The 23235-nt window shown below is 60.2% G+C and carries 22 protein-coding genes; 13 read left to right on the top strand and 9 right to left on the bottom strand.

Annotated elements, in window-relative coordinates; translation table 11 throughout:
* Nucleotides 1–6 precede the first annotated feature (6 nt).
* The 3 genes from CXQ93_RS11780 to CXQ93_RS11770 all read right to left on the bottom strand — a co-directional run bounded on the left by CXQ93_RS11780 (nt 7) and on the right by CXQ93_RS11770 (nt 1570).
* A complete protein-coding gene (locus CXQ93_RS11780; RefSeq protein WP_104110594.1) occupies nt 7–741 on the bottom strand; it encodes a copper homeostasis protein CutC in 735 nt (244 codons plus the stop codon).
* Between the two features lie 9 nt (nt 742–750).
* On the bottom strand, nt 751–1032 hold the full coding sequence (locus CXQ93_RS11775; protein ID WP_104110593.1) for an Lrp/AsnC family transcriptional regulator: 282 nt from the start codon (nt 1030–1032) through the stop codon (nt 751–753).
* A gap of 148 nt (nt 1033–1180) precedes the next feature.
* Entirely contained in the window at nt 1181–1570 is a 390-nt protein-coding gene (locus tag CXQ93_RS11770; RefSeq protein ID WP_104110592.1) for a DUF3054 domain-containing protein, read from the bottom strand.
* Nucleotides 1571–1621: 51 nt separating this feature from the next.
* On the opposite strand from CXQ93_RS11770, the gene CXQ93_RS11765 reads away from it, so the two are divergent.
* Entirely contained in the window at nt 1622–1855 is a 234-nt protein-coding gene (locus tag CXQ93_RS11765) for a hypothetical protein (RefSeq protein WP_104110591.1), read from the top strand.
* Nucleotides 1856–1953: 98 nt separating this feature from the next.
* On the opposite strand, the gene CXQ93_RS11760 is transcribed toward CXQ93_RS11765, so the two are convergent.
* The 3 genes from CXQ93_RS11760 to CXQ93_RS11750 form a co-directional block, all read right to left on the bottom strand.
* Nucleotides 1954–2589, bottom strand: a complete 636-nt coding sequence (locus tag CXQ93_RS11760) for a hypothetical protein (RefSeq protein ID WP_062288594.1) — start codon at nt 2587–2589, stop codon at nt 1954–1956.
* Nucleotides 2590–2820: 231 nt separating this feature from the next.
* Complete coding sequence (locus CXQ93_RS11755) at nt 2821–4023, bottom strand: YihY/virulence factor BrkB family protein (RefSeq protein WP_258068925.1); 1203 nt, start codon at nt 4021–4023, stop codon at nt 2821–2823.
* Nucleotides 4024–4035: 12 nt separating this feature from the next.
* Entirely contained in the window at nt 4036–4305 is a 270-nt protein-coding gene (locus CXQ93_RS11750) for a GlsB/YeaQ/YmgE family stress response membrane protein (RefSeq protein ID WP_104110590.1), read from the bottom strand.
* A gap of 186 nt (nt 4306–4491) precedes the next feature.
* On the opposite strand from CXQ93_RS11750, the gene CXQ93_RS11745 reads away from it, so the two are divergent.
* The 6 genes from CXQ93_RS11745 to CXQ93_RS11720 all read left to right on the top strand — a co-directional run bounded on the left by CXQ93_RS11745 (nt 4492) and on the right by CXQ93_RS11720 (nt 12237).
* Nucleotides 4492–6213, top strand: coding sequence for a long-chain-fatty-acid--CoA ligase (locus tag CXQ93_RS11745; protein WP_104110589.1), 1722 nt, complete (start codon nt 4492–4494; stop codon nt 6211–6213).
* Between the two features lie 178 nt (nt 6214–6391).
* Entirely contained in the window at nt 6392–7435 is a 1044-nt protein-coding gene (locus CXQ93_RS11740) for an LLM class flavin-dependent oxidoreductase (protein WP_104110588.1), read from the top strand.
* Between the two features lie 100 nt (nt 7436–7535).
* Entirely contained in the window at nt 7536–8771 is a 1236-nt protein-coding gene (locus tag CXQ93_RS11735; protein ID WP_104110587.1) for a pyridoxal phosphate-dependent aminotransferase, read from the top strand.
* Nucleotides 8772–8858: 87 nt separating this feature from the next.
* Complete coding sequence (locus CXQ93_RS11730) at nt 8859–9917, top strand: LLM class flavin-dependent oxidoreductase (RefSeq protein WP_181036135.1); 1059 nt, start codon at nt 8859–8861, stop codon at nt 9915–9917.
* Between the two features lie 629 nt (nt 9918–10546).
* Nucleotides 10547–11986 carry an inorganic phosphate transporter gene (locus tag CXQ93_RS11725; protein ID WP_104110585.1) on the top strand — a complete coding sequence of 480 codons (1440 nt, stop codon included), beginning with the start codon at nt 10547–10549 and terminating at the stop codon, nt 11984–11986.
* Nucleotides 11983–12237, top strand: a complete 255-nt coding sequence (locus CXQ93_RS11720; protein WP_104110584.1) for a hypothetical protein — start codon at nt 11983–11985, stop codon at nt 12235–12237. The genes CXQ93_RS11725 and CXQ93_RS11720 overlap by 4 nt, the downstream gene beginning before the upstream one ends.
* Before the next feature lie 89 nt (nt 12238–12326).
* Here CXQ93_RS11720 and CXQ93_RS11715 read toward each other — a convergent pair whose 3' ends face one another.
* Complete coding sequence (locus CXQ93_RS11715; RefSeq protein ID WP_104110583.1) at nt 12327–12785, bottom strand: hotdog fold thioesterase; 459 nt, start codon at nt 12783–12785, stop codon at nt 12327–12329.
* Between CXQ93_RS11715 and polA the strand changes: the two genes are divergently transcribed.
* Together polA and CXQ93_RS11705 are read left to right on the top strand one after the other, a co-directional pair.
* Nucleotides 12784–15555, top strand: coding sequence for a DNA polymerase I (gene polA, locus CXQ93_RS11710; RefSeq protein ID WP_104110582.1), 2772 nt, complete (start codon nt 12784–12786; stop codon nt 15553–15555). The two genes, CXQ93_RS11715 and polA, sit on opposite strands and share 2 nt — an antisense overlap.
* 41 nt (nt 15556–15596) lie before the next feature.
* Complete coding sequence (locus CXQ93_RS11705) at nt 15597–17018, top strand: GNAT family N-acetyltransferase (protein WP_104110581.1); 1422 nt, start codon at nt 15597–15599, stop codon at nt 17016–17018.
* Between the two features lie 20 nt (nt 17019–17038).
* On the opposite strand, the gene CXQ93_RS11700 is transcribed toward CXQ93_RS11705, so the two are convergent.
* Nucleotides 17039–17794 (bottom strand): ABC transporter permease, encoded by a 756-nt coding sequence (locus CXQ93_RS11700; protein ID WP_219817349.1) that lies wholly within the window; start codon nt 17792–17794, stop codon nt 17039–17041.
* Between the two features lie 246 nt (nt 17795–18040).
* On the opposite strand from CXQ93_RS11700, the gene rpsA reads away from it, so the two are divergent.
* Together rpsA and CXQ93_RS11690 are read left to right on the top strand one after the other, a co-directional pair.
* Nucleotides 18041–19519, top strand: coding sequence for a 30S ribosomal protein S1 (rpsA, locus tag CXQ93_RS11695; protein WP_104110579.1), 1479 nt, complete (start codon nt 18041–18043; stop codon nt 19517–19519).
* Nucleotides 19520–19720: 201 nt separating this feature from the next.
* The gene (locus tag CXQ93_RS11690; RefSeq protein ID WP_258068921.1) at nt 19721–20434 is read left to right on the top strand and encodes a DUF805 domain-containing protein; all 714 of its coding nucleotides are present in this window, start codon (nt 19721–19723) and stop codon (nt 20432–20434) included.
* Between the two features lie 28 nt (nt 20435–20462).
* Here the strand turns inward: CXQ93_RS11690 and CXQ93_RS11685 are convergent, their stop codons facing one another.
* A complete protein-coding gene (locus CXQ93_RS11685; RefSeq protein ID WP_374953403.1) occupies nt 20463–21185 on the bottom strand; it encodes an IMPACT family protein in 723 nt (240 codons plus the stop codon).
* Nucleotides 21186–21353: 168 nt separating this feature from the next.
* On the opposite strand from CXQ93_RS11685, the gene CXQ93_RS11680 reads away from it, so the two are divergent.
* Together CXQ93_RS11680 and CXQ93_RS11675 are read left to right on the top strand one after the other, a co-directional pair.
* Nucleotides 21354–22382 (top strand): S66 peptidase family protein, encoded by a 1029-nt coding sequence (locus CXQ93_RS11680; protein ID WP_104110578.1) that lies wholly within the window; start codon nt 21354–21356, stop codon nt 22380–22382.
* A 197-nt stretch (nt 22383–22579) separates the two neighbouring features.
* Nucleotides 22580–23191: a GrpB family protein gene (locus CXQ93_RS11675; protein ID WP_104110577.1), complete on the top strand. Its 612-nt coding sequence runs from the start codon at nt 22580–22582 to the stop codon at nt 23189–23191.
* Nucleotides 23192–23235 lie beyond the last annotated feature (44 nt).

Genomic DNA, 23235 nt, shown 5'->3' with positions numbered 1-23235 from the left:
ACTAGCTCAGGCCAGTGCCCTAGCTGCGATCCCGGCTTGTTCCACCAGACTTGCGTCGGTGGCAAAATAGCTATTGTCCTCAGCCTTCGCAGCTTCCGTGAGTGGAGCCGGAGTGGGGTGATGAACTATCCGCTTTGCGGAGAGATGAACATCGCGCAGACCGGCTTCATGAAACGCGGCGAAGTCGGCGATGTCAACGCCGCCGCCGGCCATCACGCTCAACGACCCCGCAGCTGCTTCATGCATGGCTTGTAGCTGGGCCAGTCCTGCACCAGCTCTGGTAGATCCGCCGGAACTCAAGATACGCGCCACCCCTAGGCTGGCCAAGTGCGGCACGGCAGCAACGGCGTCGTTCCTGAAGAGGTGGTCCACGGCGCGGTGGAAGGTGATGTGCAATCCGTCGGCGGCCGCCACCAAGGTCTCTACTACGGCGTAGTCAATGGTGTCATCAGAGGTCAGTGCGCCAATCACCACACCGGTGGCGCCACCGTCACGCATTTCCTTGATCTCAGCCACCATCAGAGCAACACTTGCCGCGTCATAGACGTAGTCGCCGGGGCGCGGCCGAATCAACGTGTGGATCGGCAACCCCGGTTCGGTGCCGCGAATGCTGGTGAGTAATCCCTGCGACGGCGTAAGGCCACCTAGTTGGAGAGCTGCGCACAACTCAATGCGGTCAGCACCATGAAAGGCTGCCAGTTGGGCTCCGGGAACATCCTGGACAGCAATTTCAAGGTGCATCCGTGAAACTCAGTGATCGAAGCCGAGGGCAAATGCCGCATCAAGATCATGCTGTGAGTAGGCGCGGAAGGAGATCTGTGTTGTGGTGGAGACCACTGACTTGACCTTGGAAAGCTTGTCGGCGATGACCTCGGCCAGGTCCTCATGCTTCTTCACCCGGGCAATAGCGATCAGATCCCACTCGCCCGTCACGGAGTAGACCTCGCTGATGCCCGCCAGCTCCGAGATTTCCTGAGCGGCCTCGGGAATCCGTGTTGCGTCGGTCTTGATCAGGACAAATGCGGTAATCACAGTCGGGGGTCCTTGTCGTGTGGGTGAATTATCTGGAGTTGTTGAATGTGCATTCGCCACTGCGTCAGCGGTGCTACGTCAGCGGTTCCGCGGGGAAGCAAATATCCGTGTCAACACGCTTAGATCCTATCCCAAACGGGGCTTGGAACTAGGCTTTCGCACTGCGGCGGAGCACCAGTGTTGCCAGAATTCTGTGGCCCAGCAAGAACAAGGCCAGCACCAGAGTGGCGACCACCACGAAGGGGATGGCTGCCGTGGCCCCCGAGGCTAAGCGCAGCGCCATGCCGAGGATTAAGGTGATGAGCCACAGGTAGATGCCACGGGGGAGAAGCTGCACCGGATGCGCCCACGTGCGGCAGATCAACCAGCCCCCGGCCAGCGCCACCAGAAAGGGCCATGCCGTTTCCAGTACCCCCGCCACGCTCAGCGTCTCGGCATGGCTGCGGCGCCCAGAAAGCGCAAAAACCAGCACCAACACAAGGTCGGCGGCTACGGCGTAGATAACGAGTGCGGGCTTGGGGCGAGTTTCTGTGTGCATCACGAAAGGAGTTTAGCCGTAAACTTTGCAAGCAACCTTGAAGGAGGGCCCATGGACCGCGCACGTTCTGTCATGCTGTGGCTGGTGAAAGTAGTGCCGCCGTCCTTGGCTGCACTCTTATTTCTCGCCGGGACCATCATGCTAACCAGCGATTCCCTGATTGCCGGGATTTTGAGACCCACAGCGGCCATCGTGGCCGGAGTGCTGGGGTTCACGCTGTGGCTGGTGCTTTCCTTGGTGGCGAGCGACGCCGTAAAGGCTCGCTCCCGCCGTCGGCCTCGGTGACGGCTTAAAGGCCACTGGCCCGTAACCGCCGTGCCACGCGACATAGCGGGGCAAGGTGTTACGGGCCAGGCAGGAGTGAGCCGGCAAGGAATCCGGTGCTAGCGGCCCTTGATGGTGATGCCGTTGCGGGTCATCGACTCGGCGTAGGCCTTGGCTGATTCCTGCAGCCACTGCTCCTGACGTTCCGGGGAACCGGCAAAGCTGCGGCCGGACAATGAGCGAACCTTGTAGATGCCAAAGCCGCGCTTGTACAACATGGGCCCTTGCGCCTTCAGCAGCTGATCGGCCAGGCGGTGCGCCTCGGTGCCGTGGGCCACTAGAGCGGATGCGCGGGGGACCAGCGTCAGGAACTTCACCAGCGGGCGCAGACCCTGCTCGATCTGTGGTGCCGTGAGACGGCCGTTGGGCTCGCCCGGGGTGAACCAGGGGTGCACGTTCCACGGCATGACGTAGCTGGGGCGCAGACCAAGCTGCCAATGGATACCCAGAAGGCGCGTGGCTGCCTGCTCGTCGCCAGCGGTGACGTAGCCGGAATCGTCAATTTCGCCAACATTGGAAAACAAGCTGATGATCTTGCACTCGTCAACATCATGAACGGGGTCCACGTAAGCCACCTGCTGCTCGGGCCGGGCTTCCGCCAGGGTGTCGCAGAGTTCGGTGATGGGAGCAATGTTCTCGTCGTAACGGCGATTCCAGAGCTGTTCACGCAGTGATTCAGTGGCCACGGATGTCATTGAGGCTTAGTTCTCCTTAGAGGGAATGGGAGTGGTTGCGGCAGCTTCCCTTAAGGGAGCAGGGCCGACTTCCCAGCCTACCAATTATTTCCCGGCAACCGGGCATCGGGGGTCTGTGCTAAGGGGGCGCAAAAATGCCCAAGTGTGAGAAATGCAACAGCCCTCAGGGAGCTCTCACGCCTGCCATCAGCGCGATTTCTGCGGGGCTCTGCGCGTCATGCGCTCTCAGTCTCAGGGCCGACGGCGGCGGGTGCGAAGGGCAGTCACGGCGAGGGCGCCGGCGCCGATTCCGGCGATCCACAACAGCGTGCGGGCCTCGGCCGATTTCCTTGCCAGTGGCTCCGCCTCTGTGCGCAGTTCGGCACGGAGCGCACGGCCATCACTCAGGAGCTGCTGCTCTTTGATTTCCTTTTTGGCGCTGGCGGCAATATCGCGCGGTGGCAACTGCAGTTGCGCTTCAGCTTCAATACCCGCCTGAAGTTGACGAACCCGCTCAAGCTCGGCGTCGACCTCGGCACCGAAGAGCAGCATCAGGTTCATGATCCACATCCACAACAGCAGCACGATCATGCCGGCAATGGTTCCGTAGGTCTTGTTGTAGTTGGAGAAGTTGGCCACATACAGGCCAAAACCACCCGACGCCACAACCACAGCCACCAAGGCCACGGCGGCGCCAATGCTGATCCAGCGGAATCGTGGCTGGCGCACATTGGGAGTGAAGTAGTACAGGATGGCGATCAGCACCACGGCCAAAAGACCCAGCACTGGCCATTTGGCGATGGACCACACTGTGAGGGTGGCGGATCCGACTCCGAGCATCTCACCTACCGCCTGTGCAACAGGCCCGGAGAGCAACAGAAGTAACGCCATGATGGCTACCAGCAGGACAACAACAAGTGTCACCAGCAGCAGGGCCGGGCGCAATTTCCAGGCTGGCCGGCCTTCGTCAATGCCATAGATCCTGTTCATGGACCGGCTGAAGGCGCCAACATATCCCGATGCGGACCACAGGGCTGTGACAATACCGATGACCAGGGTCAATCCGGCAGCCCTAGAGCTTGTCAGTTGCTCCACGGGTTGCCGGATGGCCTCAACGGTCTCCGGGCCGGCAGCCCGGCTCACCAGATCCAGCAGGAGCGCCGAAGTCTGCTCTGCTTGGCCCACAAGACCCATGATCGAGATCAGGGCTAGCAGGGCTGGAAACAAGGAGAGCACACCGTAGTAGGTTAGCGATGCTGCTAGGTCTGTGCAGCCATCGGCGCTGAACTTGGCCACGGCGCGACGCCCCGCGTACTTCCAGGACTTGGCAGGTAGCTGGGTGGGGCTATCTGGCTTGCGGTCGTCATCAGGGGCTGGAGCGTCGGCTTTGTCCACGGCTGTTCCTGACATGACGAGGCCCGGCGCTGTGGCCGGGCCTCGTTGAGTTACTGTCACGATTCGCCGCTCCTAGGCGGAGGTCTTGTTGCGTCCGGTGATGGCACCGTAAATGCCGGCGACCACCAAGCCGCCGACAATTGCCAACAGCCAAGAGCCGATGTTGAAGAAGCCCATTTCACCCTTGTTGAAGAGCAGGTCCCCGATCCAGCCGCCAACAATGGCACCAACCACACCGAGGATCAGGCTCGTGACCCAGCCGCCGCCCACCTTGCCGGGCATGATGGCCTTGACGATGGCCCCGACGATGAGGCCCAAAATAATCCATCCGATGAAACCCATAACAGTCTCCTAATAGTGAACTAGTAGTGAATGTGCTGCTGTTCGCATGGCATCCGGTCCAAGTATTGTTCCTGCAAGTTATTTTCTACAAGGTCCGGAATCCCCACGCTAGCCACCCTTCCGCCCAGAGTCCAGCACCGTTGGGTAAAAGTTTTGAAAATGGCGCACAGACGGCAAGATGGAATCATGCCGCACAACGAAACCACCAGCCCAGCCCCCTCACCCGGCCCCGTCCAGCAGCCTTGGGTGGCCAACTACCAGCCGGGTGTGCCGGCCGATATCGAGCTGCCCACTGAATCGCTGGTGGAGATGTTTGAGCGTTCCGTGCAGGAAGCCGGTGAGCATCCGGCCATGGAATTCTTTGGCCGGCGCACCAGCTACCGTGAGCTGGGGGAGCAGGTGGCCCGGGCTGCCGAGGGTCTGCGCAAGCTAGGGGTCGGCCACGGGGACCGTGTGGCCTTGATTTTGCCGAACTGTCCACAACACGTGGTGGCCTTTTACGCGGTGCTGCGGCTCGGGGCAGTGGTGGTTGAACACAACCCGCTTTACACTTCACGGGAACTTCGCCACCAATTTGAGGATCATCAGGCCCGCGTCGTGATTGCCTGGAACAAGGTGGTTCCGGCTGTGCAGGAGTTCCCCGCCGATGTAGCTCTTGACCGCATCGTTTCCGTGGATCTGCTGGCGGAATTCCCGGCCGTCAAACGCTTGGCCTTGAAATTGCCGTTGAAAAAGCTTCGCGAGACCCGCGCGTCCTTGACTGCCCCGGCGCCCGGTACGCTGCCTTGGAAGCAGTTCCTCGCAGGTGGCCCCCTTGATCCGCTCCACCCGCGCCCCGTGGTCACCGATCTGGCCGTGATTGGCTACACCTCAGGCACCACGGGCCGGCCCAAGGGTGCCAAGCTGACCCACCTCAACTTGTATGCCAACGCGCTCCAGGGCGAAGCCTGGATGCACGGCGCGCAGCAGCAGAAGGAAATTCTGTACGCCGTGCTGCCCATGTTCCACGCCTTTGGCATGACGCTGTACCTCACGTTCGGTATTCGCAAGCAAGGCCTGCTGGTCCTCTTTCCTAAGTTCGACGCCGATCTGGTGCTGTCTGCGATGAAGAAATCGCCCGCCACGGTGTACTGCGCCGTTCCGCCCATTTATGAGCGCACGGCCCTTGCTGCCAAGGAGAAGGGCGTGTCGCTGCGCTCCTGCAAATTCTGCATCTCCGGGGCCATGAACTTGCCCAACCACGTGGTTGAGCTGTGGGAATCGGTTTCCGGAGGGTTGCTGGTTGAAGGTTATGGCATGACTGAATCGTCCCCTGTGGCTCTCGGCAACCCCTTCGCAGAAACCCGGCAGACGGGCACCATTGGCGTGCCGTTCCCCTCCACCTTGATGAAGGTGGTGGACCTGGACGAGCCCTCTCGCGAGGTTGGCCAGGGTGAGGCCGGCGAGCTGCTGCTCAAGGGTCCGCAGATATTCCAGGGCTATTGGAACAACCCCGAGGAAACCGCCAAGAGTTTGACCAGGGACGGCTGGCTGCGCACAGGTGACATGGTCACAGTCAATGAACAAGGCTTCACCACCATTGTGGATCGAGCCAAGGAACTGGTCATTACCGGTGGATTCAATGTTTCCCCCTCCGAGGTGGAAGCCGTGTTGCGTCAGCATGAGCATGTGGTGGATGCGGCAGTGTTCGGCCAAGTTGCCCAGCGCGGTGGCGAAATGGTGGTGGCTGCCGTGCAGCTGGAACCCGGTGTGGCGTTGGATGAGGCCGCCCTCCGCGCCTACTGCAAGGGACTCATGGCCAGGTACAAGGTGCCCGTTCGCATTGTGGCCATCGATGACATGCCACGCTCCATGCTGGGCAAGATCCTCCGCAAGCAGGTCAAGGAGCAGTCTCTGCCGCTGCTGTGATTGCGCCTCAGACGCCATGCCGTGGCTGATTGCGAGTCTGCCTGCGCGTCTGATTGTGCCCACACTCTGGCCCGGGCCCAGCTTGCCCAAATGATCTGTACTCAATATGATCTGTAGTACCACGTATATTCGTGGCTCGGCACAGTGTGCTGGCACATCATGAATTCTGGAAGGCACCATGGAAATCGGCGCGTACAGCTTTGGCGATACACCCCTCAATGCGGACGGCACGCCTGGGTCCACGGCTGAGGGCATCAGGAACCTGTTTGAGGCAATTGTTCATGCCGATATGCAGGGCTTGGACTACTTCGGAGTGGGGGAGCATCACACCGTCTCCATGCCCGCCTCATCGCCCGGAGCCATGCTGGCTGCCGCAGCAGGGGCCACCAAAAACATCAAACTCGGCAGTGCCGCCAGCATCATCAGCACCGACGATCCTGTTCGGGTCTACCAGCAGATGGCCACGGCCGATGCCATTTCGGGTGATGGGCGCATTGAAATCACTGCCGGACGCGGCTCCTCCGTGGAGACGTTCCCGCTCTTTGGCTTCGATCTGCGTGACTATGACCAGCTCTACTCCGAAAAGCTTGAGCTGCTCATGGCCATCAATAATGCCGAGACCGAAAGCGTTACCTGGAGCGGCAGCGTACGTCCGGCCATTGACAACCTGGCCGTCGTCCCGCGCCCAGTAAAGGGGAAGCTGCCGCTGTGGATCGCAACCGGCGGCAGCCCGGCGTCGTCCGCTAGGGCCGGACAACTGGGACTGCCCGTCTCCTACGGGATCATTGGCGGTGCGCCGCACAGATTTGCTCCGCTGGCCGAGCTGTACCGGAAATCGGCCGAGCAAGCCGGGCACACTGGTGCTGATATCAAGATTTCCGTGGCCGCCCTGGGTCTGGTGGCCCCCACCAAAAAAGAGGCGCTGGAGCGCTTCTACCCGGGCTGGCACAACCTCAATGTGGAGATGGGACAGTTGCGCGGCTGGCCGGCACCGGATAAGAATGCCTACCTTGCCCAGGCTGACGCGCCAGGTGCCTACTATGTGGGCGATCCTGACGAGGTGGCGCAGCGGATCGTGCACCTACACGGCTACATGGGTCATATGCGCCACTTCCTGCAAAGCGACATTGGCGGTTTGCCGCACGAACACCTGCTCGAATCGATCACGCTGCTTGCCGCCGAGGTCAAGCCACGCGTGGAGCGGCTGTTGGCCAAGAAGTAACTCCTGGCTGTGGGTGGGCGGCCGTGGGGCAGTGCCATGGGCTAACCGCAGTGTGGACGGGTTGGCAGCTTGCCGGGGCGCGTGTGTAAAAATGGAATGCATGCGCCCCATGCAACATTCTTCCAAGCTAGCCAACGTCCGGTACGAACTCCGTGGTCCCATCTTGCATGCGGCCCAAAAGATGGAGGCGGAGGGCCATCGGATCCTGCGCATGAATCTTGGTGACACCGCCCCGTTCGGCCTGGAGGCGCCCGAATCCATTGTGGTGGACATGATTCATCACCTCCGCGGAGCCCAGGGGTACAGCGATTCCAAGGGCATCTTCTCCGCACGCACCGCCATCTCGCAGTACTACCAAACCAAGGGTTTGATGAAGATTGGCGTCGATGACATTTTTGTCGGCAACGGGGTCAGCGAGCTCATCTCCATGACGCTGCAGGCATTTTTGGAAAACGGCGACGAGGTCCTCATCCCGGCCCCCGACTACCCGCTCTGGACAGCAACTGTCACCCTAACCGGCGGTGTCCCCGTGCACTATCTGTGTGATGAGGACAATGAGTGGTGGCCGGACATGGCCGACGTCGAGGCCAAGATCACCCCGGCGACCCGGGCTATTGTCATCATCAACCCGAACAACCCCACGGGTGCCGTTTACCCGGCGCACATTCTGGAACAGTTTGTGGAGCTGGCTCGTAAACACGATCTGGCGATCTTCTCGGATGAGATCTACGAGAAGATCCTCTATGACGGCCACAGTCATATCCACATGGCCTCTCTCGCCGATGATATTTGCGTGCTGACATTTAGCGGCTTGTCCAAGGCTTACAGAATGCCCGGCTACCGCGCTGGCTGGGTGGCTCTCTCCGGCCCCCGGGCCGCGATGGCTGGCTTCAAGGAAGGGCTGGAGTTGCTGGCATCCCTGCGCCTCTGCGCTAACGTCCCGGCCCAGCACGCCATTCAGACCTCGTTGGGCGGCTATCAGAGCATCAATGACCTCACCAAGCCCGGCGGACGGCTGCGCGAACAGCGTGACAGGGCCTCGCAGCTGCTCAATGCGCTGCCCGGCGTGTCGTGCGTCCCGGCTGCCGGTGCCATGTACTTGTTCGTAAAACTCGATCCCGCCCTGTATCCCATTGAATCCGATGAGAAGTTTGTGATTGACCTGCTCCAAGACCAGAAAATCCTGGTCAGCCACGGCACGGCATTCCACTGGCCCACCCCGGACCACTTCAGGTTCGTGATCTTGCCCTCTGTGACCGACATTGATGAGGCCATCCGGCGCATCAGCACGTTCCTGGCTGTGTACCGCAGCAAGGCGGCTCTGGCGCGTCACTAGCTGGCCGGGTGCGCGGGAATAGTTTTACCAACCCGCTGGTTCCCCAAGTAGATACAAACGCATATTTATTTGGATTGGATGGAAACCATGGCCAGCAGTACTTCCTCGCCCCAGCAGTTTGAGCTGGGATTGGACACTTTTGGAGACATCACTCTCGATGCCACCGGTGCACCCAAGCCTGCCGCACACGTGATTCGTGACGTCGTCGAACAGGCCGTCTTGGCCGACAAGCTGGGCCTGGACTACTTCGGCGTTGGCGAACACCACCGGGACGACTACGCCATTTCATCCCCCGACATGGTGCTCTCCGCCATTGCAGGACAGACCCAGCGTATCCGTTTGGGATCGGCAGTTACCGTGCTCAGCTCCGATGATCCCATCCGGGTGTTCCAGCGTTTTTCCACGCTCGACGCCGTTTCTTCCGGCCGCGCCGAAGTGACCCTGGGTAGGGGATCCTTCACAGAATCCTTCCCCCTGTTTGGTTTTGACCTCGCCAACTATGAGGAGCTCTTTGAGGAGAAGTTGGAGCTGTTCAGCGAGCTGCGCAAGGAAGGCCCTGTGAGCTGGAGCGGTAACACCCGCCCGGACATGCACAGCCAAATGGTGTACCCGCACACCGAATCCGGATCACTGAAAACCTGGGTCGCTGTGGGTGGCAGCCCGCAGTCGGTGGTGCGTGCTGCCCACTACGGACTGCCGCTAATGCTGGCCATCATTGGTGGTGAGCCGGCACAGTTCACACCCTTTGCTGAGCTTTACCACCGGGCTCTGAAAGAATTCGGGCAGCCGGAACAGCCCATTGGTGTTCACTCGCCCGGTCACATTGCCGCCACGGATCAGCAGGCCATGGACGAGCTGTGGCCGCACTACGCCGCAGCTCACGGCCGCATTGGACGCGACCGTGGCTGGCCGCCCATGACGCGGACCGATTTTGATGCCACGGCCGGACCTACTGGTGCACTCATGGTGGGTTCCCCTGAGACCGTGGCCAGGAAGATCACCACGGTGGCCACAGCGCTGGGCCTCTCACGCTTTGATCTGAAGTACAGCCACGGCACGCTCCCTCATGAGGCCATGATGAAGAGCATTGAGCTGTACGCCACTGAAGTTGCCCCGCTTGTGCGGGAGAACCTTCACAAGGGTTAGCAGCAGCAAGGCCTAGGGCCAGCAAGGATCAGCCGCTGGCAGTCTTTTCGCTGTCAGGACTGTGGCGAATGAGCTGAAAAGTTATGGCCCCCGCGTCGATGCGGGGGCCACAACTGTATGGTGGGTAGCCGCAATGGGGGGCTTTGGATCCTTTTTCTCGACATCGGGACCATAGTGATGAACAAAACACCGTGATCCGATCTCGGGACGGTTGAGCCGCACCAGCGTCCGGTGCGGCGTCATGGCAGTGGGCTGCTTCCTCGGCGACAGCGGGCCAGCCAGGAGCATCTCGCCAGCGGTCCTAGCGCCCGGAAATCCGGGTCAAATTGCCTCCGGCGGACTGCTCGCACTGTTGAGCTGAGCAGCAATTTTTCTCACAATCTGGTGAGCCTCCTCCGCAGATTCTTCTTTACGAACCGTGCTGGCACGGCCCTTAAACACCACGGTTTACCCCTTGTTCACCTTCCGTTAACCTTAAGTGGGGTCACTGGACACCAAGCAGGGCAAAATCATCGTAGGATCGTAAGCGGTTCGGTTCGTCAGCACTGCCGCAAGTCATCGGCGTTGGCATAGGATTTCCGGCTATCTGTTCACAGTCTCGCTTACGCCCTCTCAAGATTGGATCGCGGGTGGATCTCACCTTCATGGTCGTGCTAGTTATAGCACTGGCCCTCTTTTTTGACTTTACGAATGGCTTTCACGACACAGCCAACGCCATGGCTACACCCATTGCCACAGGTGCCATCAAACCCAAGACTGCAGTGGCGCTGGCCGCTATCTTGAACTTGGTGGGCGCCTTCCTTTCCACGGAGGTGGCCAAGACCATCTCCGGTGGCATCATCAACGAGGGTGGGCCCAACGGTGTCGCCATCACCCCGGGGATGATCTTTGCCGGTTTGATGGGTGCGGTGTTGTGGAACCTGTTCACGTGGCTTCTGGGATTGCCTTCCAGTTCCTCGCACGCACTCTTCGGCGGCTTGATAGGTGCTGCCATTGTGGGCACCTGGTCCTTCGGGGCGGTGAACTTTGCCGTGGTTGTCTCCAAGGTGTTGCTGCCAGCGGTCTTGGCCCCGGCCATCGCCGGTTTGGTGGCGTATCTGTGTACCAAGTTGGCGTATGGGATCACCCGCCGTTCCGATCCGGACTCCGGCGACAAGCTGACACAGAAGCGCGGCGGTTTCCGTCGCGGCCAGGTCTTTAGCTCCTCCTTGGTAGCACTGGCGCACGGCACCAACGATGCCCAAAAAACCATGGGTGTTATCACCTTGGTGCTGGTGGCATCGAATCTGCAGGAAGCCGGAACCGGCCCGCACTTCTGGGTCATTGCGGCCTGTGCGGTGGCCATTGCCGGCGGAACCTATGTGGGTGGCTGGCGCATCATCCGTACCCTGGGCTCTGGTCTGACTGACGTCAAGCCAGCGCAGGGCTTCGCCGCCGAAACCAGCACCGCCGCAGCCATTTTGGCCTCCAGTCACCTCGGCTTTGCGCTCTCCACCACCCACGTGGCCTCCGGCTCCGTGATTGGTTCCGGACTGGGCCGCAAGGGCTCCACAGTTCGTTGGGGTGCTATCGGCAAGATTGGTATTGCCTGGTTACTCACGCTGCCAGCCGCCGCAATAGTTGGCGGCCTCGCTGCCTTGCTGATGCGGGTCGGGATCGTGGGCGTCGTCATTGTCGCCGTGTTGGGGCTTGGCTCGATCTTGTTCATGTTCTTCTTGTCTCAGCGTGAAACTGTGGATCACAGCAACGCTCTGAGTGACGTTGACGCCGTGGGCGACGCCGTGCACATTCCCAGCAAAAAGGAACGTGACCGTCTCGCAGCGAAGGCTGTCGCTGCCCAAAAGGTTGCCGCCAAAGCAGCAAAACGTGCCGCGGAAACAGATGCCGCCCGGGCCGACGCCCAGAGCGCCTTGGACCGTGCGGACACGGCTGTGTTGAAGGCCATGACGAAGGCGGCGCTAGCTGCGCAAATGCCCAAGGTCAAGACCAAGACGGCAGTAGCCGAGCACGCCACTGAGCCCTTACCGGACGCCGCAACCGAGCTGGACGCGCAGGAGGAAAACAAATGATTGACTGGTTCGCTTTTGTCACAGTGGGCCTGACAACCCTCATTGGTGCCGTTTTTGTGGTCACCATGTATTCCTTGGGCGTGCGCTTTACAGCAGTGAGTGGTGATGACGACGGCCGCAGCAATCACGCGGCCAGGTGGGGCTCCTACATTTGCTTCGGCTTTTGCGTGCTAGCCGTCGTTACCGCCATCATCTTGATCGTGCCTCCTCTGAACAAGGCGGCCGAAGCGATCATCGGCAACATCTTTTAGAGGATTCGTTCGTCAACGCACGACGCCGGGCACTTACCTTCCGCTGTAGCGGCAAGGTGAGTGCCCGGCGTCGTTAGTTTAAAAACGGGTCAGTTGGAGAGGATCATGTTGGTGATGCGGCAGGTGGACAGACGCTGGCCGGCCTCATTGCTCATGACTACCTCGTGGGTGGTGAGTGTGCGGCCCAAGTGAACGGGGGTGGCCGTGCCGGTGACCAGGCCGCCAGCGGCTCCGCGATGATGTGTGGCATTGATCTCAATGCCCACCACGCGGGACGTGGGCCCGGCATGGAAAGCGGCGGCGAAGGAGCCCAATGTTTCGGCCAAAACCACATGCGCACCGCCATGCAAGAGACCGGTGACTTGCGTGTTTCCCTCAACCGGCATGGTGGCAACCATGGACTCGGCGCTCATGTGCGTGAACACAATGCCCATCTTCTCCACCAGTGTCCCTACGCCGTGGCGGCTCAGCATGGAATGGTACTCGGCGGGGACTCCTGCAGCGAGGAGTTCGGCGGAACGGGGATGGGGTGTGAATTTATCGCTCATGATGACTAGGCTTGCACCTGTGAGTGATTCTGCCAAGACGGCCCCCCAGTCCACTGTTGCAACAACCCCCGTAACCGGGACCTCTGCCGAACGTCCAGGAGGCGAAACGCCCCGGATGCTGGTCATTGACGGTCACTCCATGGCGTTCCGTGCCTTCTACGCGCTGCCGCCGGAGAACTTCGCCACCGACACCGGCCAGCACACCAATGCCGTTCATGGCTTCACCTCCATGCTGCTGACCATGATTCGCCAGCAGAAGCCCACACACGTGGTGGTGGCGTTTGACTTGGACACCCCCACATTCCGCTCCTTGGAGTACACGGAATACAAGGGCGGGCGCAACAAAACGCCGGAGGAGTTCTACGGCCAGATTGACTTGATCATCAAGGTCATGGCAGCCATGCGCATCCCCACCATCTCGGTGGACGGCTTCGAGGCCGATGACATTATCGCCACGCTGTCCGTCCAGGGCGAGGCTGCCGGCTGGGACGTCCTGGTGGTTTCCGGCGACCGCGACGCTTTCCAGCTCATTACCGACAAGGTGCTGGTGCTGTACCCCAAAAAGGGCATCTCCGATATTCCGCCCATGGATGCCGCGGCCGTCGAAGACAAGTACTTGGTCCCGCCCAACCGCTATTCGGATCTCGCCGCCCTGGTGGGTGAATCCGCTGACAACCTGCCCGGCGTGCCCGGCGTGGGGCCCAAGACTGCCGCCAAGTGGCTCAAGCTTTATGGCAGCCTGGACGGGGTCCTAGAGAATCTGGACGCCATTGGCGGCAAAGTGGGGGAGTCGCTGCGCAACCATGTCGAGGACGTGAAGCGGAACCGCCGCCTGAACCACCTGCTGCGCGATATGGAGCTGCCGGTCGCCATTGCCGACACCGTGCTGCAGTCCCCGGACCGTGATGCCGTGGAGGAGCTCTTTGACGCCCTCCAGTTCAACACGCTGCGCAAGCGCCTGTTTGACCTGTTTGCCGAGGAAGAGCCGGACGACGCCGGAGAAGCTCATCAAGTGCCCGCTCACCAGGTTCTCACCGAGGCCGGTGCCCTGACGCAGTGGCTTACCGCCGGAGCAGCTGGCACCCCTGTGGCGGTTGACGTGATCAGCGAAAAGGCTGGATTGGCCTTCGAAGCCGTTGCGGTGGCGCTGGTACGTGCGGATTCCGCCGTCGTGGTTGAACTGGGAACCGCCGATCAGGCGCTGGAATCAGCTCTGGCCGCATGGCTTGGCTCTGATGCACCCAAGGTAGTTCACGAGTACAAAGAGGCGCTCAAGGCGCTCTCTGTCCGCGGGCTGACACTGGCGGGCGTTGTTGATGACACCTCGCTGTCCGGTTATCTGATTCAGCCGGACCGCCGCAGCTACGAGCTTGCTGCGCTGAGTCAGGTACATCTGAAGGTGTCCTTTGAATCCGGCGGCGGTGAATCCGGGCAGCTGGACTTGGGCCTGGAGGGCGATGCAACATTCAGTGACGCCGTCCAGCGCGGCTACGTGGCCTTGTTGCTGAGCGAACACTTCGCACCCATGCTGGTGGAGCGCGGTGCCGCTAACTTGCTGCACGAGCTGGAGCTGCCGCTTGCCGCGATTCTGGCCACCATGGAACTGACGGGCATAGACGTCTCGCAGGAGCGTCTGGCCACGCTGCTCACAGACTTCACCGCGGCCATGAATGCGGCGCAGGAAGCTGCCTTTGCCGCTATTGGCCACGAGGTCAACCTTGGCTCACCCAAGCAGCTGCAGGAAGTGCTCTTTGAGGAATTGGGGCTGCCCAAGACCAAGAAGATCAAGACCGGTTACACCACAGATGCGGCGTCCTTGAAGATGCTGCTGGAGAAGACCGGCCATGAATTCCTGGCGCAGCTCATGGCTCATCGCGAGGCCTCAAAGCTGAAGCAAATGGTGGAAACATTGAAGAAGTCGGTGGCTGAGGATGGCCGCATCCACACCACCTACGCCCAGAATGTTGCCGCGACGGGCCGTTTGTCCTCCAACAACCCCAATCTGCAAAACATCCCGATCCGTTCCGAAGAAGGACGCCGGGTCCGGGATATCTTCGTGGTCAGCGAAGGGTATGAATGCCTGCTGGCCGCGGATTACTCGCAAATTGAAATGCGCATCATGGCCCACCTCTCCGGTGACGAGGGCCTGATCGAGGCCTACGCCCAGGGCGAGGATTTGCACCGCTACGTGGGCTCCCATGTATTTGGTGTGCCCCCGGAAGAAGTCACCTCTGCCATGCGTTCCAAGGTCAAGGCCATGTCCTACGGTCTGGCTTACGGTCTGACCAGCTTTGGTCTGTCCAAGCAGTTGGAAATCTCTGTGGATGAAGCCCGCACCTTGGTCAAGGACTACTTTGACAGGTTCGGCGGGGTGCGCGACTACCTGCGCGGCGTGGTGGAGCAAGCCCGCATTGACGGCTACACCTCCACCATTGAGGGCCGCCGGCGTTACTTGCCGGATCTGGCCAGCACCGACCGTCAGCTGCGTGAACTGGCCGAACGTGTGGCACTGAATTCACCTATTCAGGGATCAGCTGCCGACATCATCAAGCAGGCCATGCTCGGTGTTGATGGAGCGCTCAAGGATCAGGGGCTGAAGTCACGGATGCTGTTGCAGGTCCATGATGAATTGATCCTGGAAATCTGGCCGGGGGAGCTTGACGCCGTCAAGGCCCTGGTCATCGAACAGATGGGTGCTGCTGCACAGTTGCAGGTGCCCCTGGAAGTGCAGGTTGGTCTGGGCGCCAGCTGGAACGACGCCGGACACTGACACCCTCCATCATCAGCTGACTCAACCCACCAGGAGCCACCATGAGCACTGCCAGCGAGAAATCCACCCGCCATCAACGGCCCTTTCCCTATGAGCTGCGTTCCTTCCCTGTTCGTTTTGAGAACGGCGAAGTTCCCGCAGAAGTGGGCCATTGGATCGAGGCGGTGGCCCTGGGCTTCTATGGTGCCGCCCCTGCTCCGGAGTTGTATCAGCACCTGGTAACGGCTGAGCAGGTGGACGGACGCATGGTCATTGGCGCTTATTTGAGCGACTCCGTGGCACCGGCTGGTGCCTGGGGCGTTCACTATCCAGTGGCAACGTACGCCTACCACCGCAAGACACTCAACGTGGGTGCGGGGACGTTGCTTCCCGTCCACCAGATCACTGCCGTCACGGTGCGCCCCAGCCACCGCCGTCGTGGATTACTGCGGGCAATGATGAGCTCGGACCTGGCTCAGGCCAAGGCGGCGGGCCTTCCCTTGGCGGCACTGACGGCGTCGGAAGCCACCATTTACGGGCGGTTTGGCTTCGGCGTGGCCACTCACGAATGCTCGGTGGAAGTTGACGTCAAGGGTGGCCTGGTGTTCCATAATCCGGCCGCGGCACGCCAAGGCAGCGTGGAAGTAGCCGATGCCCAGGTCATCCTCGAGCTCCACAACGAGGTCTTCGCCAAGGTCCATGGAGCAACGTATGGCTCCATTGGCCGCCAAGATGTGTACCGTTTCATGGCGGCCGGTCAGGGCAGTTATGAATCGATGGAACCCGTCAAGAAGATTCGGGCCGCGCTGCACTACAACGCCGCTGGTGAGGTGGATGGCTATGTGACGTACACGCCCAACGAGGGCAAGGATCGCTCCTCGGTGGAAATCGTGGATCTGCTGGCAGTCACCGAAGATGCCTATCTGGCCCTGTGGAACTACTTGGGTTCCTTGGACTTGATCGATGTCATCACCTGGGACCGGGCCCCGCTGGTTGATCCGCTGGAATGGGCCATTGCCGCCAAACGGGACTACAGGCGTTCCAAGACCGAAGATCTATTGTGGCTGCGCATTCTCGATGTGCCAGCGGTACTTGCGGCGCGGCACTATCAGCACGACGGAAGCATCACCGTTCATGTGGGCGACCAATTGGGGCATGCCTCAGGGTTGTTCCGCATAGAGGTCGACGGCGGCAGGGCCACGGTGACGCGGCTGTCCGAGTTGGCCGGGGGAGCCGAGGATCAGAGCCTCAGGGATCACCCTGATGTCTCTGCTCACCCGGATGCCCCTGCGGACGGTCACGTGGATGAGTCACCTGAACTGAGTTTGGGTGTTGCCGAACTCTCCAGCTTGTATCTTGGCGGGGTATCGGCGCGCACGCTGAGCGCTGCCGGCCGCCTTCAAGAACACAAATCCGGGGCTGCAGACCGCTTCGATGCCCTCTTCAGCCCTACGAGCATGCCTCACTGTTTGACCCACTTCTAAAACGTGTTCTAGGACGTTTTTTAGGACGCGCGTGGATAACGCCATGCGCCCCGCGAACCAAGCCACAGGGTCACCGCGGCGGCGCAGGCGTTGACCAGAAGAAGTGAGATGAGCACCAAAAGCTGAATGAGTCCGGCGTCAATCGGGGCGGCACCCCCTAAAATCATGCCCACAAAGGCGCCGGGCAAGGTGACCAAGCCGGCCGTGCGGGTCTGATCCAGAGTGGGAAGTATGGCCTCGCCGGCGACAGGGCGGGCAACCATGAGGCGGGCTGCTGGCCACTGGAAGCCCACAGCCACGGCGGCTTCCACCTCATTGTGTCGCAGCGTGAGTTCATCGCGGACTCGTCGACCCGATAACGTCACAGCGGACATGGCGCCGCCAATCTGCTGCCCAACCACGGCAATGATGGCGAGCGCGCTGAAAGGGACAACGCCCAGGGCGAACATCATTGCAGCAACGGGGAGAACTCCGGCGGCGATGGGAATCGCAGCGATCCACCAGCGGCCATCCGAGGCAACCCGTCGCCCCGACGTCCACACCGCCACCGTGAACATCAGCGCCACGAAGCAGAAGGCCCAAGGGCCACGGTCGGACAGCCACGCTATGACAAGCACCACAGCTGCGAGTTGAAGAAGCGCGCGCAGTCCCGCAAACAGCATGTCCCAGGGTGATCGGCCAAGCGCCAGACGCCACAGCGCAGCGGCCAAAATCAGCATGACGGCAAGTAATATCCACGCGTTCGGGCCCAGAATGAGAAGCGTCGAGTTATCCACGATTGCCATTATGGCAAGTCACTGGTGAACTTTTGCGCTCCTTGTCCCAAACAACTAGACTAAATAGGCATGTCATGCGTGAAAAGGGCCGTTTCGGCGGTCTTGTGACGCGCAGTACGTGCACCAAGTATTTCGCAGGAACCCCTGCAACCCTAATAATTCCGGTTCCCACCGGGCTGGCAGCGACCTTTCGCGGCCGGCTTGGGAATTGGCGAAACCAACTATCCACATCGGAGCCCCTACTACATGACCATCACGACCCCCGAGAAGACAAGTACTCCTGTTGTTGCAATCAACGACATTGGTACTGCTGAAGAATTTCTCGCCGCAGTGGACGCAACCATCAAGTACTTCAACGACGGAGATCTCGTCGAAGGTGTAGTTGTCAAGGTTGACCGCGACGAGGTTCTGCTCGACATCGGTTACAAGACCGAAGGTGTCATCCCCTCCCGTGAGCTGTCCATCAAGCACGACGTTGATCCCGGTGACGTTGTCGCCGTTGGCGATCAGGTCGAAGCCTTGGTCCTCACGAAGGAAGATAAAGAAGGCCGCCTGATCCTCTCCAAGAAGCGCGCTCAGTACGAGCGTGCCTGGGGCGACATCGAGAAGGTCAAGGAAGAAGATGGTGTCGTTACCGGTACCGTCATCGAAGTGGTCAAGGGTGGACTTATCCTCGACATCGGCCTGCGCGGCTTCTTGCCCGCATCGCTGGTCGAGATGCGCCGCGTGCGCGACCTGGCTCCCTACATCGGTCAGCAGATCGAAGCCAAGATCATCGAGCTGGACAAGAACCGCAACAACGTTGTTCTGTCCCGCCGTGCTTGGCTCGAGCAGACCCAGTCCGAGGTTCGCTCCACGTTCCTCAACAAGCTGGAAAAGGGTCAGGTTCGTCCCGGCGTTGTTTCCTCCATCGTCAACTTCGGTGCATTCGTTGACCTGGGCGGCGTAGACGGCCTCGTGCACGTTTCCGAGCTGTCCTGGAAGCACATCGACCACCCGTCTGAGGTTGTCGAAGTTGGCCAGGAAGTCACCGTTGAGGTTCTCGAAGTTGACCTGGACCGCGAGCGTGTATCGCTCTCGCTCAAGGCTACGCAGGAAGACCCGTGGCAGACCTTCGCCCGCACCCACGCCCTCGGGCAGGTTGTACCGGGTAAGGTCACCAAGCTGGTTCCGTTCGGTGCGTTCGTTCGCGTTGAAGACGGCATCGAAGGCCTCGTTCACATCTCCGAGCTGGCCGTGCGCCACGTTGAGCTGGCCGAGCAGGTTGTCTCCGTTGGTGACGAACTGTTCGTCAAGGTCATCGACATCGACCTGGAACGCCGCCGGATCTCGCTGTCCCTCAAGCAGGCCAACGAGGGTGTTGACGTCGACTCCACCGAGTTCGATCCCGCACTCTACGGCATGGTTGCTGAGTACGACGAAGAAGGCAACTACAAGTACCCGGAGGGCTTCGATTCCGAGTCCAACGAGTGGCTTGAAGGCTACGAGACTCAGCGCTCCGTCTGGGAGCAGCAGTACGCTGACGCTCAGGCTCGCTGGGAGTCCCACAAGAAGCAGGTTGCCGAGCACGCCGCAGAAGATGCAGCTGCCGACAACGCCGGTGAAGGTGGCGAGTCCGCAGGGACTTCCTACTCCTCCGAGCCTGCTGCAACCGAGTCAGGTGCCGGCACGCTGGCTTCCGACGAGGCACTTGCTGCTCTGCGCGAAAAGCTGACCGGAAACTAATTTCGGCACAGGTAAGCATGGCTGTGTGAAAACGCAGTGCTGCTGACTTGAGTGTGGGTCCTAGCCATTGGCTGGGGCCCACACTTGCTTAACGCGTAGAGCTATTAGTTCTGTTTCCACGGTGGTCCAAGGGTTTCCAAGGCGAAAGCCCGTCATAGGAGCCGCTCGCTGAGAACTTTGTCAGTGAGCAAAGATATGATCATGACACCACACGCACAAACATCGGGGGAGCAGCACATGCCAACAAACTATCCGGGAGGGGACCAAAATAATCCCGGTCCTTACACCCCGCCGTCTGCTGGGCATGTAACCCCCGGCTATTTCAGCCCGGCAACACCTCCGCCGTCACAAGATGTTCCGCGCCCGTACGTGGCCCCGGGCCAGCAGCCTGCGCCTCAGGTCCCTCAACAAGCAGCGACGCCGCAGCCTCCGGCGTATGCGGCACATCCGCAGATGCAGCCGACGGCTCAAGCCCCCTATGCTCCCGCGCAGCAACATGGGCAGTACACAGGGCTGGTTGGCGCCGTTAAGAGCTATTTCAAGCAATATGCCACCTTTAGTGGCCGTTCCACACGCAGTGAATTCTGGTGGATGCAGTTGATCTTGTGGGGATTGCTCCTTGTGGTCAGCATCTTCGGAACAGGAAATGGCGGCGGCGTTGCTGGATTCCTGGGCGGACTGATGATGTTCGTCTACGTACTCTTCGTGTTGGGCACCGTGGTGCCAACACTGGCTCTGTTCGTTCGGCGGTTTCATGACGCCAACATGAGTGGTGGGCTTCTTGCTCTAGCCTTGATTCCTTATGCAGGCGCCTTAGTTGTCTATATTTTGGCCGCTCTGCCAAGCAACCCGAGGGGCGTCCGCTATGAGAAGTTTCCGCCTAACCGTCCGCAGGGCAGTTACCCGCTGCGGTAGGGACGTTAGCAGACGGTTTCAGGGAAGCTCATCTTGATAGCAGGGCTGTGTCCACCCAGTCGGTGCCGGTGGGAATCAGTGTGCACCGGCCAGCGGTGAGTGAAGCGAGCCGTTCCATAGCATCGATAATGACCTGCTCGTCGTCGGACATGGCCAGGCCAAGGTGAGTACTGGCGCCGTCGTAAGTGTTGCCCGTCATGACATAGCCAGCGCCGCGCAGATCATTCTCCAGCCGTCCAGCATCTGCGTGGGGCACGGCCACAGTGAACAGTTTAAGCCGTTCCCTACGTGCCAGCGGGACCAGCTCCAGAGCCGTACTGACTGATTCAGAGTAGGCCCGCACCAGCCCTCCGGCACCGAGCAGGATGCCACCAAAGTAGCGCACGACGACGGCGCACACGTCGCTGAGATCGGCGGCACCGTGTGCGGTGGTGCCTTTTGTAGACGGCGTGCGGATCTCCCTTTTGATGAGCGCATCCAACATGGGGGTCCCTGCGGTACCGGAGGGTTCGCCGTCGTCATTAGAGCGCTGGATGCTGCGATCGGCGCCAATGACAAAGGCTGAGCAGTGGTGCCTGGCGTCGTAGAATTCCTTACGCAATTCGGTGACCAGTTCCCGTGCGGAGGATTCCTGCTCAACCCGGCGCAGCACTGTGATGAACCGCGAGCGTTTGATGGAAATTTCGTGCCGAAAGTCGGGCCCGGATGCCAGTGTTGTGTAGCTGTTCGGCCCGGGTGTCGCTGGGGAAATTGTCACGATGCCATCCTATCCGCGGGCGTGCGCCGGCGCCCTATGGCATGACCAATCACTCGGGCTTATGGCCGCAATAGTCGTGAAGGATCTGGACTCTGGCGCTCCAGTACCGTCTCACTCGCGAAGCCTTTTTGGATGCTCCCCTAGGCATGCAAGTATGAATTCATGGAGATTCGATACCCCCGGCCACTAGTAGCTGGCGACCACATTGGTGTTACGTCCCCGTCGAGCGGTGTACCCGAATCGCTTCTGGGACGTTTTGACTTTGCCGTACAGCAACTACGTGACCGCGGGTTCGCCGTGGACGTGGGCGACTGCATGGACGGCTCCACACACGTCAGCGCGCCCCTAGAACAGCGTGCCAAGGAACTCATGAGGATGCTTCTGGATCCGAAAATCCGGGCCATTATTCCTCCGTGGGGAGGAGCAACCGCTATCGATCTGATGCCTCACCTAGATTTCGAGGCAATCGCTACCGCGGAACCGACATGGTTCGTAGGCTATTCCGATATCTCAACGTTGCTCACTCCGATCACGCTCCGGACTGGCCTGGCAACACTCCACGGGAGCAATCTCATGGACAGTCCATATAATGTCCCGGAATCGTTGAAGTCGTGGCTCGATATTGCCTCGCTGCCCACAGGCGCACGTTTCAAGCAAGCATCGCCGGGCGTTTACCGTGTCAATGACTGGGACGATTGGGAGAACAATCCCGAAATAACCGAAAATGCATGGAACGGCGCCGGGGCCTGGGAACGTCTCGACAAGGGCAAGAGCGAGGTGAGTGTCAAAGGCCGTCTGATCGGTGGCTGCATTGAGACAATGGTCAACCTTGCCGGCACCCCATACCTCAGCACTGAGGCCTTGCGGAAGGACCCAGCTGATTCCTTGATCATCTATATAGAAGCCTCGAGCGTTGAGGCCACGACGATTTGCCGACATCTTCACGGCATGCGCTTGGCCGGATTCTTCGATGGAGCCACAGCCATTCTCGTCGGACGCACCGGCGCTCCTGATTCGGCATCGCTCACCCAGACCGAGGCAGTCCTTGATGCCCTGGGAATGCTCGGAGTACCCATCATCGGAAATGTGGAATGCGGTCATGTTCCGCCACAACTTCCGATTGTCAACGGTGCCCAAGGCCATCTAGTGTTCAACGAAACGGAGCAATACCTAGAACAAACACTGGCGTGATCTGAGCGGTAGACGTTTCGCTCACACTCGTCAAAGCGTGAGCGCCACAGGCCTCCACCATTATCTTTCGAGACCACTCCGGCGGTAGCTCCATAGCGGGTTTTGCCGGACGGACCAGGCCCCGGCGTTAGGGGAGGTTTGCTGCCCAAAGTGTGGTGCCGAGCTCAGAAATGGCATGGATCAGTAAGAATAGAGTCATGCCACACGCCAACGACATCGTGACGTTTCACGAACCGACTGTTCCCGAAGGACAATGCCCCTATGTTTCTGGCGCCGGACCGTCACTGAATGTCGACATCGTCGACTGGAGTAATGTATGGCCCGGGCAATTCCAGGTGCTCGATAAGCAGATCAAGGAAGCTCTGGGATGGCACGCACTGGCCATTGAACATGTTGGGTCTACTTCCGTTCCAGGCCTCCCTGCCAAAGCAATTATCGACATTGACCTGATCGTTGCCGACCCCAACGATGAGGCGTCATACGTTCCGGCCCTTGAACGTGCCGGATTCGAACTACGGGTTCGGGAACCTTGGTGGTTTGGCCATCGCCTCCTGCGTCACGCGGAGCCAGCGTGCCATCTGCACGTCTTTGGCTATGACAGTCCCGAGGTTATCAAGCATCGAATCTTCCGCGACTGGCTCCGTGGCAATCCTGACGATCGTCTGCTCTACGCAGAAACCAAGCTTGGGGCGGCTGCGTTGTCACGGGCCGCTGGCGAACACTCCATGCAGTACAACGCACGCAAGGAAATCGTCATCAAAGAGATTTACCGTAGAGCGTTCATTGCCACGGGTCTACTCAAGGACTAAGAACTACCGGGAGGAGCTGAACCCCAGTTCGGGTGTGCAGGTCA

The sequence above is a fragment of the Arthrobacter sp. N199823 genome (genome assembly GCF_002929705.1).
Lineage (GTDB): Bacteria > Actinomycetota > Actinomycetes > Actinomycetales > Micrococcaceae > Specibacter.
Note: the sequence above shows the minus strand (reverse complement) of the source record. Positions and strands in the feature narration are given on the sequence as shown.

Coding starts and splice junctions, on each gene's coding strand:
- CXQ93_RS11780 (WP_104110594.1), bottom strand. CDS start 741: ATGCACCTTGAAATTGCTGTCCAGGATGTTCCCGGAGCCCAACTGGCA.
- CXQ93_RS11770 (WP_104110592.1), bottom strand. CDS start 1,570: ATGCACACAGAAACTCGCCCCAAGCCCGCACTCGTTATCTACGCCGTA.
- CXQ93_RS11765 (WP_104110591.1), top strand. CDS start 1,622: ATGGACCGCGCACGTTCTGTCATGCTGTGGCTGGTGAAAGTAGTGCCG.
- CXQ93_RS11760 (WP_062288594.1), bottom strand. CDS start 2,589: ATGACATCCGTGGCCACTGAATCACTGCGTGAACAGCTCTGGAATCGC.
- CXQ93_RS11750 (WP_104110590.1), bottom strand. CDS start 4,305: ATGGGTTTCATCGGATGGATTATTTTGGGCCTCATCGTCGGGGCCATC.
- CXQ93_RS11745 (WP_104110589.1), top strand. CDS start 4,492: ATGCCGCACAACGAAACCACCAGCCCAGCCCCCTCACCCGGCCCCGTC.
- CXQ93_RS11740 (WP_104110588.1), top strand. CDS start 6,392: ATGGAAATCGGCGCGTACAGCTTTGGCGATACACCCCTCAATGCGGAC.
- CXQ93_RS11735 (WP_104110587.1), top strand. CDS start 7,536: ATGCGCCCCATGCAACATTCTTCCAAGCTAGCCAACGTCCGGTACGAA.
- CXQ93_RS11730 (WP_181036135.1), top strand. CDS start 8,859: ATGGCCAGCAGTACTTCCTCGCCCCAGCAGTTTGAGCTGGGATTGGAC.
- CXQ93_RS11720 (WP_104110584.1), top strand. CDS start 11,983: ATGATTGACTGGTTCGCTTTTGTCACAGTGGGCCTGACAACCCTCATT.
- polA (WP_104110582.1), top strand. CDS start 12,784: ATGATGACTAGGCTTGCACCTGTGAGTGATTCTGCCAAGACGGCCCCC.
- CXQ93_RS11715 (WP_104110583.1), bottom strand. CDS start 12,785: ATGAGCGATAAATTCACACCCCATCCCCGTTCCGCCGAACTCCTCGCT.
- CXQ93_RS11705 (WP_104110581.1), top strand. CDS start 15,597: ATGAGCACTGCCAGCGAGAAATCCACCCGCCATCAACGGCCCTTTCCC.
- rpsA (WP_104110579.1), top strand. CDS start 18,041: ATGACCATCACGACCCCCGAGAAGACAAGTACTCCTGTTGTTGCAATC.
- CXQ93_RS11690 (WP_258068921.1), top strand. CDS start 19,721: ATGACACCACACGCACAAACATCGGGGGAGCAGCACATGCCAACAAAC.
- CXQ93_RS11680 (WP_104110578.1), top strand. CDS start 21,354: ATGGAGATTCGATACCCCCGGCCACTAGTAGCTGGCGACCACATTGGT.
- CXQ93_RS11675 (WP_104110577.1), top strand. CDS start 22,580: ATGCCACACGCCAACGACATCGTGACGTTTCACGAACCGACTGTTCCC.